We start from the raw sequence: 13680 nt of genomic DNA, 5'->3' as shown, positions 1-13680 counted from the left end.
CCCTCGTCCCCTGGCCGACCGTGAGTCGACCGGGGCAGAAGCCTAGGCGGAATTCGGATGCGGCACGCTCCGGTCACCTGGGATGCTCCCGCTCCATGGCCGCACGACGCGTCAAACCCAGTCTTTACCTCTCCGTGGACATCGAGGCCGACGGGCCGATCCCGGGTCCGTACTCCATGCTCAGCCTCGGCGCGGCGGTCGCCGGGGTGCAGGACGCCGGCGGGTTCACCGCGGCCGACCCGGAACGGCACACCTTCTACCGGGAACTGCGCCCGATCAGCGAGGAGTTCGTGCCCGAGGCACTGGCGGTGAGCGGACTCGACCGCGAGCGCCTCGGCAGGGAGGGCCTCGATCCCACCCTGGCCATGGAGCAGTTCACCAGCTGGGTGCGCGAGGTCTGCGGTGACGCGCAGCCGGTGATGTGCGGCTACCCGGCGTCGTACGACTGGACGTTCCTGTACTGGTACCTGATCCGTTTCACCGGCGCGAGCCCCTTCGGCCACTCGGGCTGCCTGGACATGAAGACGCTGTACGCGACGAAGGCCGGACTGCCCCTGCGGGCCGTGGCGAAGGGGACGATGCCGCGCGAGCTGCTGCCGGGGCGCCGTCACACCCACCATGCGCTGGACGACGCCGTCGAGCAGGCCGAGCTGTTCGCGAACCTCATGGAGTGGCCGGGGCCCTGGACGTCCCGGTGACCTCCTCCCCCGCCTCCGCCGGGTGGCTCAGCCCCGCGCGGCGATCCGGGCGAGCCGCTGGGCCTCCTCGCGGGTGACGCGGGCGATGGCGTCCTCGTCGGCGGTGAGCAGGCGGCCGTCCTCGACGATCTGCCGGCCGTTCACGAAGGAGGCGGTGACCGGGGCGGCCGCACCGAGGACCAGCGCGGTCACCGGGTCGGCGATGGAGGCGTGGGCGAGGGTGTCCATCCGCCACAGCACCAGGTCGGCCAGCTTGCCCGGCTCCAGGGAGCCGATCTCCGCGGCACGGCCCAGGACCCGGGCGCCCCCGTACGTGCCCAGCCGCAGCGCCCGGCGGGTGGTCAGGGCGGCCTCGCGGTGCGCCCCGAGACGGTTGATCAGGAGCGCGTTGCGCAGTTCGGTGTGGAGCTCGCCGGACTCGTTGGAGGCCGTGCCGTCGACGCCGAGGCCGACCGGGACGCCGGCCGCGAGCATGTCGGGGACGCGGGCGATGCCGGCCGCGAGCCGGGCGTTGGAGGACGGGCAGTGCGCGACGCCCGTCCGCGTGCGGGCGAAGGCCTCGATGTCGGAGTCGTTCATGTGGACGCAGTGGGCCATCCACACGTCCTCGCCGAGCCAGCCGGTGGACTCGAAGTAGTCGGTCGGGCCCATGCCGAACAGCTCGTGGCAGAACTTCTCCTCCTCGACCGTCTCCGAGCCGTGGGTGTGCAGGCGCACCCCGAGGCCGCGGGCCAGTTCGGCGCCCCGGCGGAGCAGTTCGGTGGAGACGGAGAACGGGGAGCAGGGCGCGACGGCGACCTGGGTCATCGCGTCGAAGGAGGCGTCGTGGTGACGCCGTACGGTCTCCTCGGTGGCGGTGAGGGCGTCCTCCAGGCTCTCGACGGCGAAGTCCGGGGGCAGGCCGCCGTCCTTCTCGCCGCGGTCCATGGAGCCGCGGGCGAGGGTGAAGCGGACGCCCATGTCGCGGGCGGCGCCGATGATCGCGCCGGAGAGGTCGCCGGCGCCCCGGGGGAAGACGTAGTGGTGGTCCATGGCGGTGGTGACGCCGCCGCGGGCCATCATCGCGAGCGAGCCCTGCGCGGCCGCGCGGACCATCGGCTCGTCGATGCGGGCCCAGGTGGGGTAGAGCGCGACGAGCCAGTCGAAGAGGTTGTGGTCCGTGGCCAGGCCCCGGGTGATCCACTGGTAGAAGTGGTGGTGCGTGCTGACCAGGCCGGGGGTGACCAGGTGTCCGGTGGCGTCGATGCGGCGGGTGACGTCCTCCAGGTCCTCGGGGGCCCGGCCCGCGCCGACCGACTCGATGCGGTGGCCGGCCAGGACGACGTGCCCGCAGGCGTACTCGGTGTCCTGCGCGTCCACGGTGGCGATCGCCGCGTTCTCGATGACGATGCGCTGGGTCATGGTGGGTCCTTCGCTTTCGTGTCCGCGTCAGAGGTTGCTGAGGTCGACCGGGATCCTCGCCTGGCAGCCGTCCCGCAGGATCGTGGCCTCGATCAGGCCGTAGGGGCGGTCGGCGGCGAAGTACACGGCTCCGTCGGCGGTGTCGTTCTCCAGCCCGAACGGCTCCAGGTCCACCAGGAAGTGGTGCTGGTTCGGGAGGGAGAGGCGGACCTCGTCGATCTCGTCGCGGTGGTCGATGATCCGCGCGCCCATCTGGTACAGCGTCTGCTGGAGCGAGAGGGAGTAGGTCTCGGCGAAGGCCTGGAGCAGGTGCTTCCTCGTCTGCTCGTAGGACCGCTCCCAGTCGGGCGCCTGCTGCGCGTCGTCGGTCCAGCCGAACCGCCAGCGGCCGGAGACCCGGGTCGCCAGGATGCGGTCGCGGGCCTCCTTCAGCGTCGTGTACGCGTCCTTGACGTAGCCCCGGAACTCGGAGTCGGTCGTGTTCATCACGACCAGGTCCTTGAGGCCGGAGACCACCTCCCACGACGTACCGTCGAAGGTGATCTGGGTGAGGCGGGTCTCCCGGCCCTGGCGGGCGAACGAGTGCGCGCCCTTCCCGGAGTGCTCGATGCGCTCCCAGGCGTACTCCTCGATGCGGATCCGGGCCCGGTGGATCGGCTCCTGGCTCGACACGAAGTGGCGGGCGAGGTGGATGCCGAACTGCTCGGCGGACTCGATGCCGTGCTCCTTGGCGAACGCGTACACCGTGTTCTTGGTGGTGTCGGTCGGCAGGACGTTGGCGTTGGAGCCGGAGTAGTGGACCTCCTCCATGTCGCCGCTCAGCGACACGGAGACGTTCAGGTCCTTGATGTGGTGGGTGGCGCCGTCCCGCGTGACCCTGACGACCCGGTTCTCGGCCTTGCCGTACTGGTTCTGTCCCAGGACGGCGGGGCGGGCAGGGCGGGAAGTGTCTGTCATCTCGCTAGCTCCCTCGGTATACGGAGTAGCCGAACGGGTTGAGCAGCAGCGGTACGTGGTAGTGCTCGCCCGGCACGACGGCGAACGTGATCGCCACCTCCGGGAAGAACGCTCCGGGTCCGCTGTCCCGATTCGCGGGGGCGTCCTGCTGCGCCTCGGCTCGCTTCTGCGCGGTGCTCTCGGTGTCCGCGGTGCTCTCGGTGTCCGCGGTGCTCTCGAAGTACGGCTCCACCGCGAAGTCGAGCCGTACGTGGGTGGTTCCCTCCGGCAGGGCCGGGAGGTCCTTGCACCGGCCGTCCGCGTCGGTCGTGGAGCCGCCGAGCGCCTGCCAGTGCGCCTCCCGCCCGGAGCGGGCGCTCAGGCGGACGGCGACGCCGCCGGCGGGACGGCCGCGGCTGGTGTCCAGGACGTGCGTGGACACGGAGGCGGTGGTGCGGGTGCTCATGGGGCGGGCGTCCTCTTCAGTCGTCCTCGACGAGCCGGGCGAGCCGGATACGGTTGATCTTGCCCAGTTCGGTGCGGACGATCTCCCGCTCCCGTTCCGGCGCGTTCCCGATCCGCTCCCTGACCGCGTCGCGCATCTGCTCGCCGGTGCGGCCGGTGGCGCAGATCAGGAAGACGTGGCCGAACTTCTCCTGGTAGGCCAGGTTCAGTTCGAGCATGTCCGTCCTCAGTTCCCCGGAGGCGCCGGCCATGCCGCGCTGTTCGCGGGCGGAGGCCGGGTCGCCGGGCCGGGGACGGCCGATCGGCGGGTGCCCGGCCATCGCCTCCCGGAGGTCCGCCTCGGTCAGCCCGGACACGGCGGCGTCACTGGCGGCGTGCAGGGCGTCGACGGTGGCGTAGGGGCGGGCCGCGAGCAGCCGGTCCACCCAGGCCGTGCAGGCGCACGCCTCGTGGAGGACGGCGCGGGCCGCGGACTCCTCGAGCGCGTTGAGGCGGGTCAGGCCGGCGGGCGGGGAAGTCGACGTCACGGGAGCCTCCGTGGCCGCGAGGGCCGTCGTGCTGAGCGGACTGCGGCCAGCTAACGCCTTCCCGCGACAGGCCGTCAACACTTTGTTGAAAATTCCGGGTTACACAACCCGGGCGACGCGGCCCGTCCGCCCCTTCAGTTCCCCTTCTCGCGGTTGAGGTAGTTGTAGACGGTGAAGCGGCTCACGCCGAGCGCGCTCGCCACGGTCTCCACGCCGTGCCGGACGGAGAAGGCGCCGCGCGCCTCGAGCATCCGCACGACCTCCTGCTTGGCCTTGCGGTCCAGGTCGGCGAGGGGCTTGCCCTTCTTGCGCTCCATGGCGGCCAGGATGTGGTCGAGGGAGTCGGCGAGCTGGGGCAGGCGGACGGCGACGACGTCGGCGCCCTCCCAGGCGAGGACGACGTCGTCGGGGCCGGCCTCGTCCGGCGGGAGCATCTCGCCGCCCATGGCGTCGACCAGCGGCTTCACGGCGGTGATGAACGGCTCGTCCCCGGCGCCGGTCACTTCTCGCCCTCCGCGAGGACGTTGACCTGGAGCGAGACCCGGGTGGCGCCGGCCGCCAGGGTGCGGCGCAGCAGGACGTCCACGGCGCTCAGGACCGCGTCGGAACCGCCCTCCACGGTGTTGCCGAACGGGCCGACGTCGACGGCGTCCAGGTCGGCGGCCTCGACGACCTCGCGGGCGACCAGCGCGTGCGCGGGCGCCTCGTCGAGGTCGAAGGGCTCGGTGGTGAACTCAACTCTCAGTCGCATCGCGCCCCATGCCTCTCCGACCTGCGCGTCATGACGCCCCCCGGGGGGAGGCGGGTCCGGGGCACAGGATGCCGTCGCGAGCCGGCGTCCCGGCCCCCGGACCCCGACCCTAACGGACCGCCCGCCCGGCCAGCAGGGCGTCACGGCTTCCCACGACGCCCGGCGGCCGCCGCCGCGACCGGCCTCACCGCGGTCGAGCCGCGGCGCCCCCGGGCCGACGGCCCCGCCCCCGGGCGGTCCGGGCTCCGGGCTCCCGTCGGCGACGGCGACGGCGGCCGGGGCGACGCCGCCCCGGCCCCGGCAACGCCCGGTTCCTCCCGGACCTCCCCCACCCGGTTCCGCCGCGCCCGCCGCGGTCCCGGCCGTACCCGGAACCCGTCCGGCGGCGCGCACGACCCGTCGCGCCCGGCCCGGCGCCGCCGGACGGACCGACCGCCCGGGACCTCCCGGGACATCCCCGCCAGGACCTCACCGGCGGGGAGCCCCGGGCGCGTTCCCCGTCGGCGTGCGGATCCGGCCCGCCCGCAGCAGCCTGAAGGCATGGGCAATCCGACGCAGTACCCGCACATCGTGGTCCACCCCCCGGCCCTGGACGGCTCCCGCCGGGTCACCGCGGGTGACGTCCCGCTCGGGATCGCCACGCACCTCGACGACGTCGTCGAGATCCTCCGGCTCGCCGACCTGGACGAGATCGAGGTGGAGGAGAGCGACCTCGTCGAATGGCAGGGCGGCGGCCCCGAGGACTGGCCGGGGCTGTCGGAGCACCACTCACCGCACGAGGCGTAGACCGGGTACGTCAACCTCAAATCAACCTCTGAACATGGTTCGGCGGACTTCAACAACCGCCGCCCGCAGGCGCATGGTGGTCACGCGGGGCCCGCCGGCACGGGGGCGGCGGACCCCGCGCCGGGGGGTGAGCCATGAGCGCCACGAGCGAGGACCCGACCGACCCGCTCCGGCCGCACGAGATCGCGCTGCTGCGGGGCGGCCCCCGCGCCGCCGTCACGGTGGCCGTGGTCGGCCTCCACCTGCGGGGTGCGGTGGAGGCCGGCCGGCCGGGGACGCTGCGCGCACGGGAGGCGGCCGTCGCCGACGCGCTCCCGGGGCACCCGCCCCCGTCCTCCCTCCCACCGCTGGAGAGCGCGGTGCACGCCTCCCTGCACGAGCCCTGTGGGCCGCGGAAGCTGGTGAGACGGCCGGACGTCCGCCTGGCGGTGGCCCTGATGCGGATCCCGCTGGCGCAGGCCGGCCTGCTGCGCCACCCGCTGCTCGGCCCGACCCGCGCCGCCCGCCGCGGGGTGCGGGCCCTGCGGGAGCGGCACGCCCTCCCCGCCGGCCGGCACGGCCTGACGGACGACGACAAGCTCCTCCTCGTCGCGCTGCACGGCGAGGCGGCCCTGCGCGCGCTCGTCCCCCGCTTCGCCCTGCGGGCGGGCCTGCTCGCCCGGGCGGAGGTGGCCGACAAGGGCTTCCACGGGCGGCCCCGGGGCGGCGGCACCGGCGGCACCGCGCACCACCACTCCTGCGGCGGGGGCGGCGGCACGGACTGACCGCGCGCGAAGGGAGCGGCCCCTCCTGCGGGACGGCCGGAGCACGGAGCCCACCCACCACCACCGGGACCGGGTTCTGGTGGCGCGTGGCACCACGGCCCTCCGCGACCGGGTCGTGGTCGCCGGCCCGCGCGGGGACGGGGGTTTCGCGATCAAGCGGGTGCCCGCCGTCCCCGGCGATCCGGTGCCGCGGGACCGCGTCCCGGCGCTGTCCCGCGTCCCGGAGCGGCGAGTGCCCCGGCGAACCGGTCCTGCTCGGGGACGACCCCGAGCGGAGTCAGGACTCCCGGCACACCGGCTGCTTCGCCGACTCCGGCCTGCTCGGCCGCGTGCTGGTGCGCGTGTTCCGCCACGCCCGCCGGGCCGGGGCCGGCCGGGGCCGAGGGCACGGCCGGCCGCCGCGGGGCGGCCTCACGGGCGGCACGGGTCCGGCCGCCCCGCCGTCCGGGCCGGGCCGGCGCCGGTGGTGTCGCCGGGGAGCGCGCTCGCGCCGGCGCCGTGGGCGCAGGAGGTCACCGGAGGTCCTCCTCGCGGTACTCGCCGGCCGAGCCCGCCGCCGTGGCCTCGCGCAGCTCGATGCGGCGGATCTTGCCGGAGACGGTCTTGGGCAGCGGCGCGAACTCCAGGCGGCGGAGGCGCTTGTAGGGGGCGAGGACCTTCCGCGAGTGCTCGAACAGCACCTTCGCGGTGTCGGGTCCGGGCTCCCAGCCCTCGGCGAGGACGACGTACGCCTTGGGCACGGCCAGCCGCAGGTCGTCCGGGGCGGGGACGACGGCGGCCTCGGCGACGGCCTCGTGCTCCAGCAGCGCGCTCTCCAGCTCGAAGGGACTGATCTTGTAGTCGGAGGCCTTGAAGACGTCGTCGCTCCGCCCGACATAGGTGATGTATCCGTTCTCGTCGCGTTCGCCGATGTCGCCGGTGCGGTAGTAGCCGTCCGCCATCGCCTCCGCCGTCCGGCCGGCGTCGCCGTGGTACCCCGCCATCAGGCCGACCGGCCGCGCCGACAGGTCCAGGGCGATCTCGCCCTCCGTCGCGCCGGGCGCACCCGTCACCGGGTCCAGCAGCTCCACCCGGTAGCCGGGGCTGGGGCGGCCCATGGAGCCGGTCTTCAGGGGCTGTCCGGGGCTGTTGGAGATCTGCACGGCCGTCTCCGTCTGCCCGAAGCCGTCGCGGACCGTCACCCCCCAGGCCTGCCGCACCTGCTCGATGACCTCGGGGTTCAGCGGTTCCCCGGCGGCCACGGCCTCGCGCGGCGGGGTCCGCAGCCGGGTCAGGTCGGCCTGGATGAGCATGCGCCAGACGGTGGGCGGCGCGCAGAAGGTCGTCACGCCCGCCCGGTCCATCTGCTCCATCAGCCGGGCCGGGTCGAAGCGCGTGTAGTTGTACAGGAAGACGGTCGCCTCCGCGTTCCACGGGGCGAAGAGGTTGGACCAGGCGTGCTTGGCCCAGCCGGGCGAGGAGATGTTGAGGTGCACGTCACCGGGCCGCAGACCGACCCAGTACATGGTGGCGAGGTGCCCCACCGGGTACGACACGTGGGTGTGCTCGACCAGTTTGGGCCGGGCCGTCGTGCCGGAGGTGAAGTACAGCATCAGCGGGTCGTCGGCGAGGGTCGGCCCGTCGGGAAGGAACCCGGCGGGGGCGGCGTACGCGTCCTCGTACGGCTGCCACCCCTCCGGCACCCCGCCGACGGCGAAGCGCGTGTAGTCGCCGGGGACCTCGTCGAACTTGCCGGCGTCCCCGGCGCGGACGACGACGTGCCGCACCCCGCCGCGCTCCACGCGGTCGCGCAGGTCGGCGGGCCCGAGCAGCGGGGTGGCGGGGATGACGACGGCGCGCAGCTTCATCGCGGCCAGGGCGGTCTCCCACAGCTCGGCCTGGTTGCCGAGCATGACGAGGATCCGGTCCCCGGCCTCGACGCCGCGCTCGCGCAGCAGGTTGGCGACCCGGTCGGACCGCTCGGACAGCTCGGCGAACGAGAGCCGGACCTCCGAGCCGTCCTCCTCGACGATGTGCAGGGCCGTGCGGTCGTTCCCGTCCGCGATGACGTCGAACCAGTCGAGGGCCCAGTTGAAGTGCTCGGGCCGGGGCCAGGCGAACCCCTCGTAGGCCGTGGCGTAGTCCTCGCGGTGCTCCAGCAGGAAGTCCCGTGCCCTGCGGAACAGCTCTGTCGCCGTCGTCATCTGTCCTCCTCGGTGCCGGACCATTGCCGGGCGGCTCTCTGCCATCGTGTAATCCGTGATGCGGGTCCCACTACCCCCGAACGGGGGGTCACCGCGACGACGGGCCGCGAAGGAGGGCGGGCAGGTGACACGAGCGGACGCGGCCGGGCCGGTGGAGATGCGTGGCGCGCCGGCACGGCTGCGCCGGGCGACGGGGCTGCCGGTCGCCTTCGGCGGGCTGGTCGAGGGCCGGCAGCGGATGCGCATCAGCGAACTGAGCGGCGCGGCCACGCCCGCGCTGCGCGGTCTCGCGGTGACCTCCGGCACCGGCCTCGGCGGCAGGGCGGTCGCGCTGGCCCGCCCGTGTGCCGTGACCGACTACTCGCTCTCCCGGCAGATCAGCCACGAGTACGACGCGGCGGTCGCGCGGGAGGGCCTGCGCTCGGTCCTCGCGGTCCCCGTCGTCGTGCGCCGCCGGGTGCGCGGCGTGCTGTACGGCGCCCTGCGCACGGCCCAGCCGCTGGGCGACCGCGCCCTGAACGCCGCCGTCGACGTGGCACGGGACGTGGAGCAGACCCTGGTGGTCGGGGACGAGGCACGTGACCTGCTGGCGGCGGCCCGCCCGGAGCCCGGCACCGGTGCGGCGGCGGCCGGCCGGGAGGAGGTCCGGGAGGCGCACGCGGCCCTGCGCGCCCTGGCCCCGCGCATCACCGACCCGGCCCTGCGCGCCGAACTCCTCGCGGCCTGCGGGCTGCTGGCGGCGGGGCGCGGGACGCCGGCGCTGGCCCTGGCCCCGCGCGAGCTGGACGTCCTGACGTGCGTGGCGTCGGGGGCGACCAACGCGGCGGCCGCCGAACGGCTGGGGCTGCGCCCCGAGACCGTCAAGGGCTACCTCCGCTCGGCGATGCGCAGGCTGGGTGCCCGCACGCGCGGGGAGGCGGTGGTCGCGGCGCGGAGGGCGGGGCTGCTGCCGTAGGGCGTGCGGCGGCGGAGCGCTCGGATCGAGCCAGGGCGGGCCGCGCGCGACGACCGTCCATTCACCGGCCACCTCGATGAATTTCCCTGTGCCCCCGCTGTTATCTCCCTCACCACCCCGTCCCTCCGAATTCCCCGGAGACGTTGCCTAGAATTTGGCCCGAACACGACACACGGAGGGGAGCGGTGACCGTGCGACGGGACTTCCAGGAGTCTGCCCGATGCCGCCCCGACCTGGTCATCGGCCGGGACGAGCTGTTCACGGCCGCCCGTGACCAGCTGTCCCGTGGCGGCAGCGTGCTGCTCCACGGCCCCGCCGGAATAGGAAAGTCGACCGTGCTGCGGGCATTGGCCGCGGATTACGGCGAGTCGGCCCGCACCGTGTTGCGCTGCTCGGCCACCGAGTCCGAATCCCACCTCCCCTTCCTGGCCCTGGCCGACCTGTTCGGTCTGGTCCTCGACGAGATCTCCGACCGGCTGCCCGCCGCCCAGCGCACCGCCCTGGAGTCGGCCCTGACCGGGCGCGGCGAATCGACCCTGCAGCGCGACGGCCTCGCCCTGCGGCTGGCCGTGCTCTCCGCGCTGCGCGCCCTCGCCGCCGCGGGCCCCGTCCTGGTCGTCGCCGACGACCTGCAGTGGCTGGACTCCGCCAGCGCCGAGCTCCTCGGCTTCGCCGCCCGCCGCCTCGGCGACACCCCCGTCCAGCTGCTGTGCGCGGTCCGGACCGAGGGTCAGGAGTACGACCGCCATCTACGCGCGTCCCCGCCCGACACCCTCGCCGTCCGCCTCAACCCCCTCTCCCGCGCCCAGGTCTCCGTCCTGCTCGACCACCGCGGCTACACCGACCTGCCCCGCTCCACGGTCCGCGAGATCCACCGGACCAGCGGCGGCAACCCCCTGTTCGCCCTGGAACTGGGCCGCGCCCTGGGCGAGCGTCCGACCGCGCCGCGTCCCGGCGAGCCGCTGCCCGTGCCGACGTCGCTGCGCGACCTCGTGCTCAGCCGCCTCGACATGCTCTCCGACGAGGCCCGCCGCACCCTGCTCGTGGTCAGTGCGGGAGCCCGTCCCACGCTGACGCTGCTGCACGCGGCCGGCCGGGAGAACGCCGAGGCCGAGACGGCCCAGGCGGCGGCCCTCGGCCTGCTGGCGACGGAGCCGGAGGGACCCGCCGTACGGTTCGCGCACCCGCTGATCTCGGCCGCGCTGTACGCGGAGGCGCCCGCGCGGGAACGGCGGGCCGCGCACGCCGCGCTGTCCACGGCCGCCTCCGACCCGATCGAGCGGGCCCGGCACCTCGCGCTGTCGACCACCGGCACGGACCCGGAGGTGGCCGCGCGGCTCGCCGAGGCCGCCGCGCTGGCCCGCGACCGCGGCGCGCCGTCGGTGGCCGCCTCGCTCGGGCTGCTCGCGGCCCGTCACACCCCGGCGGACGAGGGTCCGGCGCCCGACGAACGGCGTCTGCAGGCGGCGGAGGACGCGATCACCGCGGGAGAGGTGGACCTCGCCAGGGACGTCGCCCGCGAGGTGCTGACCCGCGCCACCGCGCCCGCCGAGCGGGTGCGGGCCTGGATGGTGGTGATCGAGGCGGCCGGGCAGGCCCTCGGCGACGTGGACACCGTCTACCCGCAGGTGCTCGCCGACGCCGGCGACGACCCCGGGCTGCTCGCCCGGGTCCACTACCAGCTGGCCTGGCGCGGCCTGGTCGTCGAGGGCGACTTCGCCGAGGCCCGCCAGCAGGCCGCGCACGCGGCGGAGCTGGCCGCGCGCGGCGAGGACCGGCGCGCCGAGCTCATGGCGCTCTCCTTCCAGGCGTCGACGGAGATCCTGATGGGGCACCCGGACGCCCCCGCCACCATCAAGCGGGCGCTGAAGGAGCCTCAGGACCCGTACGTGGCCTGCCACCACAACGGCGCCGGCATGGCCCGCTTCCGCTGGCTGCTGATGAGCGACCAGCTGCCCGAGGCGCGTTCGACCATCACGGCGCTGCTGCGCGAGGTGCGCCGGCGCGGCATGGTCGAGAGCGAGGTGCACTTCCAGCGGTTCCTGGCCGACACCGAACTGCGCTCCGGGCACTGCGGGCGCGCCCTCGACCTGGCCCGCGAGAGCCTGCGGCTGGCCCGCGACTCCGGCATCGGCCTGGGCGCCTCCGCCATGCTCACCGCGCTCGCGGAGGCCTCCGGCGGCGACGTGGACCGGGCGCTGGCGCTGGCCCGGGAGGCCGTGGACCGCGCCGAGGAGGACGGCGACCAGATGTACCTCTCCCGGGCTCTGGCCGCGCTGGGCTACGCCCAGCTGGTGGCGGGGGACGCGGCGGGCGCGGTGGGTTCGCTGCGCCAGGTGCGGGAGCTGGAGCAGGGCCTGGGCATCACCGACCCGGCGCGCGGCCGCTGGCAGGGCGACCTCGCCGAGGCGCTGGTCCGCGTCGGGGAGCCCGGCGAGGCGCAGGACGTCATCGACGTCGCCCGCGAGCACGCGCTGCGGCTGGGCCGGGAGAGCGTCCTGGCGGTGCTGGACCGGGCGGAGGCGCTGGTGCGGGCCGCGCAGGGCGACCAGGAGGGCGCGGTGGCCCGTCTGACGTCCGCCCAGGACCGGCTCGCCGAGCTGGGGTACGGCCTGGAGGAGGCGCGGGCCGCGTTCGCGCTGGCCCGGCTGCGCTCCCGGCGGCCGGGGCCGACGTCGTACGACGAGGCGGCGCGGCTGTTCAGGCGGTGCCGGGCGCTGCCGTGGCTGCGGCAGGTCGACGCGGCCGCGGCCGAGGGGGTCCCGGCGGATCCGCCGGCGCCGCCGGCGCCGGTCCCGGCGTCGGACGCGCTGGAGGGGCTGGCCTCGATGGAGCGTCAGGTCGCCGCGCTGGTGATGGAGGGCGCGACCAACCGGGAGATCGCCGCGCGCCTGTTCATCAGCGTCAAGACGGTGGAGGCGACCCTGACCCGGGTCTACCGCAAGCTGGGGATCCGCTCGCGGGTGGACATCGTCCGACTGGCGGCGGGGCGTCACGCGAAGTAGGGATTCCGCGGGTTAACTGCCCGCGCGGGCTCATGGCGCGGCGCGCGGCGCAAGTCCCCCGCACGGGGCCGGCCGAGGGCCGACCGAGGGTTTTCCCTGCCTCAACTCCCCTAGGGGGTTCCCTCATTGGGAGGCAAGGGTCCCGGCCCCTAGCTTAAGGGACGTGCCGCTCGCCCGGGCACACGGGGGTCGGTCCCGCGACCCCCGTGCACCCCCCACGCCCGTGCGAACCCCCCACCGGCAGCTTCCCCAAGGAGATCCATGTTCGGGCTCGACCGTGCCAGGAGAACCGCGGCCCTCGTCGCGGCGACCGCCGCCGCCGTGACGTCGGCCCTGCTCAGCGCCCCCACCGCTGTCGCAGCGCCCCAGCCGATCGTCGGCGGTACGACGACGACCACGACGGCGTACCCGTTCATGATGCAGATCACGGACGCCTCGCAGAACCAGTTCTGCGGCGGCACCCTCGTCGCGCCCACCAAGGTGGTCACCGCCGCCCACTGCATGGTCGGCGAGACCACCGGCAGCGTCAGGGTCGTCGGCGGCCGCACCTACCTCAACGGCACGAACGGCACGGTCAGCCGGGTGAGCAGGATCTGGATCCACCCGAGCTACACGGACGCCACCAACGGCGACGACGTGGCGGTCCTGACGCTGTCGACGTCGATGCCGTACACCAAGGCGTCGTACGTCTCCTCCTCCCAGACGAGCGTGTACGCGGCCGGCACGACCGCCCGCATCCTCGGCTGGGGCACCACCTCCGCGGGGGGCAACTCCTCCAACCAGCTGCGCACGGCGACCGTCCCGATCGTGTCGAACTCCAGCTGCAGCAGCTCGTACGGCTCCGACTTCGTCGCGAGCGACATGGTGTGCGCCGGATACACCTCCGGCGGCGTAGACACCTGCCAGGGCGACAGCGGCGGTCCCCTGCTCATCGGGGGCGTCCTGGCAGGGATCACTTCCTGGGGCGAGGGCTGCGCGGAAGCGGGGTACCCGGGTGTGTACACCCGGCTGACCACCTTCTCCAGCCTCGTGACCGCACAGGTCAACTCGTGACCAGAGAGTTCTCCTGAGCATCCCTCAGGTGACATACCGGGGGGGGGGGGGGGGGGGGCGCGCCCCGCCCCCCCCCCCCCCCCCCCCCCCCCCGGGCCCCCCCCCCCCCCCCCCCCCCGGCCCGGCGCGCCGCGGGCCCCCACCCCCGCGGGGGCG

The 13680-nt window shown here is 74.8% G+C and carries 13 protein-coding genes and 1 pseudogene; 7 read left to right on the top strand and 7 right to left on the bottom strand.

Translation table 11 applies throughout. The features are described 5' to 3' along the window. Positions 1-95 precede the first annotated feature (95 nt). Positions 96-698 carry an exonuclease gene (locus tag ACH4F6_RS03920; protein ID WP_397958280.1) on the top strand — a complete coding sequence of 201 codons (603 nt, stop codon included), beginning with the start codon at positions 96-98 and terminating at the stop codon, positions 696-698. Positions 699-725: 27 nt separating this feature from the next. Here ACH4F6_RS03920 and ACH4F6_RS03915 read toward each other — a convergent pair whose 3' ends face one another. The 6 genes from ACH4F6_RS03915 to ACH4F6_RS03890 form a co-directional block, all read right to left on the bottom strand. Next, positions 726-2099: an 8-oxoguanine deaminase gene (locus tag ACH4F6_RS03915; protein WP_397958279.1), complete on the bottom strand. Its 1374-nt coding sequence runs from the start codon at positions 2097-2099 to the stop codon at positions 726-728. A 27-nt stretch (positions 2100-2126) separates the two neighbouring features. After that, complete coding sequence (gene pucL / locus ACH4F6_RS03910) at positions 2127-3056, bottom strand: factor-independent urate hydroxylase (protein ID WP_397958278.1); 930 nt, start codon at positions 3054-3056, stop codon at positions 2127-2129. Between the two features lie 4 nt (positions 3057-3060). Continuing rightward, complete coding sequence (gene uraH / locus ACH4F6_RS03905; RefSeq protein WP_397958277.1) at positions 3061-3501, bottom strand: hydroxyisourate hydrolase; 441 nt, start codon at positions 3499-3501, stop codon at positions 3061-3063. A 16-nt stretch (positions 3502-3517) separates the two neighbouring features. Further along, positions 3518-4027 carry a 2-oxo-4-hydroxy-4-carboxy-5-ureidoimidazoline decarboxylase gene (gene uraD / locus ACH4F6_RS03900; RefSeq protein WP_397958276.1) on the bottom strand — a complete coding sequence of 170 codons (510 nt, stop codon included), beginning with the start codon at positions 4025-4027 and terminating at the stop codon, positions 3518-3520. Between the two features lie 134 nt (positions 4028-4161). Continuing rightward, a complete protein-coding gene (locus tag ACH4F6_RS03895) occupies positions 4162-4530 on the bottom strand; it encodes a helix-turn-helix domain-containing protein (RefSeq protein WP_397958275.1) in 369 nt (122 codons plus the stop codon). Continuing rightward, positions 4527-4778, bottom strand: a complete 252-nt coding sequence (locus ACH4F6_RS03890) for a hypothetical protein (RefSeq protein WP_397958274.1) — start codon at positions 4776-4778, stop codon at positions 4527-4529. Before ACH4F6_RS03890 ends, ACH4F6_RS03895 begins: the two co-directional genes overlap by 4 nt. A gap of 540 nt (positions 4779-5318) precedes the next feature. Here ACH4F6_RS03890 and ACH4F6_RS03885 point away from each other — a divergent pair. From ACH4F6_RS03885 to ACH4F6_RS03875, 3 genes and pseudogenes are all read left to right on the top strand, one after another. After that, complete coding sequence (locus ACH4F6_RS03885; RefSeq protein ID WP_397958273.1) at positions 5319-5564, top strand: hypothetical protein; 246 nt, start codon at positions 5319-5321, stop codon at positions 5562-5564. Between the two features lie 134 nt (positions 5565-5698). Next, the gene (locus tag ACH4F6_RS03880; protein WP_397958272.1) at positions 5699-6328 is read left to right on the top strand and encodes a TIGR04222 domain-containing membrane protein; all 630 of its coding nucleotides are present in this window, start codon (positions 5699-5701) and stop codon (positions 6326-6328) included. A gap of 25 nt (positions 6329-6353) precedes the next feature. Next, positions 6354-6506, top strand: a pseudogene (locus ACH4F6_RS03875) (S26 family signal peptidase); the annotation flags it as partial. Positions 6507-6840: 334 nt separating this feature from the next. Here ACH4F6_RS03875 and ACH4F6_RS03870 read toward each other — a convergent pair. Then, positions 6841-8511 (bottom strand): AMP-binding protein, encoded by a 1671-nt coding sequence (locus ACH4F6_RS03870; RefSeq protein ID WP_397958271.1) that lies wholly within the window; start codon positions 8509-8511, stop codon positions 6841-6843. A gap of 157 nt (positions 8512-8668) precedes the next feature. Here ACH4F6_RS03870 and ACH4F6_RS03865 point away from each other — a divergent pair, with 157 nt between their 5' ends. The 3 genes from ACH4F6_RS03865 to ACH4F6_RS03855 all read left to right on the top strand — a co-directional run bounded on the left by ACH4F6_RS03865 (position 8669) and on the right by ACH4F6_RS03855 (position 13524). Further along, positions 8669-9466 (top strand): response regulator transcription factor, encoded by a 798-nt coding sequence (locus ACH4F6_RS03865; protein WP_397958774.1) that lies wholly within the window; start codon positions 8669-8671, stop codon positions 9464-9466. Between the two features lie 185 nt (positions 9467-9651). Further along, on the top strand, positions 9652-12471 hold the full coding sequence (locus tag ACH4F6_RS03860) for an AAA family ATPase (protein WP_397958270.1): 2820 nt from the start codon (positions 9652-9654) through the stop codon (positions 12469-12471). Positions 12472-12732: 261 nt separating this feature from the next. Next, entirely contained in the window at positions 12733-13524 is a 792-nt protein-coding gene (locus tag ACH4F6_RS03855; protein ID WP_397958269.1) for a S1 family peptidase, read from the top strand. Positions 13525-13680: the final 156 nt, after the last annotated feature.

It is taken from the genome of Streptomyces sp. NPDC017936, assembly GCF_044328485.1.
Lineage (GTDB): Bacteria > Actinomycetota > Actinomycetes > Streptomycetales > Streptomycetaceae > Streptomyces.
This window is presented reverse-complemented; position numbering and strand designations above follow the sequence as displayed.

Bases quoted from the DNA above. Each gene is read 5' to 3' on its own strand.
- ACH4F6_RS03920 (WP_397958280.1), top strand. From the start codon at position 96: ATGGCCGCACGACGCGTCAAACCCAGTCTTTACCTCTCCGTGGACATC.
- ACH4F6_RS03915 (WP_397958279.1), bottom strand. From the start codon at position 2,099: ATGACCCAGCGCATCGTCATCGAGAACGCGGCGATCGCCACCGTGGAC.
- pucL (WP_397958278.1), bottom strand. From the start codon at position 3,056: ATGACAGACACTTCCCGCCCTGCCCGCCCCGCCGTCCTGGGACAGAAC.
- uraH (WP_397958277.1), bottom strand. From the start codon at position 3,501: ATGAGCACCCGCACCACCGCCTCCGTGTCCACGCACGTCCTGGACACC.
- ACH4F6_RS03890 (WP_397958274.1), bottom strand. From the start codon at position 4,778: ATGCGACTGAGAGTTGAGTTCACCACCGAGCCCTTCGACCTCGACGAG.
- ACH4F6_RS03885 (WP_397958273.1), top strand. From the start codon at position 5,319: ATGGGCAATCCGACGCAGTACCCGCACATCGTGGTCCACCCCCCGGCC.
- ACH4F6_RS03880 (WP_397958272.1), top strand. From the start codon at position 5,699: ATGAGCGCCACGAGCGAGGACCCGACCGACCCGCTCCGGCCGCACGAG.
- ACH4F6_RS03870 (WP_397958271.1), bottom strand. From the start codon at position 8,511: ATGACGACGGCGACAGAGCTGTTCCGCAGGGCACGGGACTTCCTGCTG.
- ACH4F6_RS03865 (WP_397958774.1), top strand. From the start codon at position 8,669: ATGCGTGGCGCGCCGGCACGGCTGCGCCGGGCGACGGGGCTGCCGGTC.
- ACH4F6_RS03855 (WP_397958269.1), top strand. From the start codon at position 12,733: ATGTTCGGGCTCGACCGTGCCAGGAGAACCGCGGCCCTCGTCGCGGCG.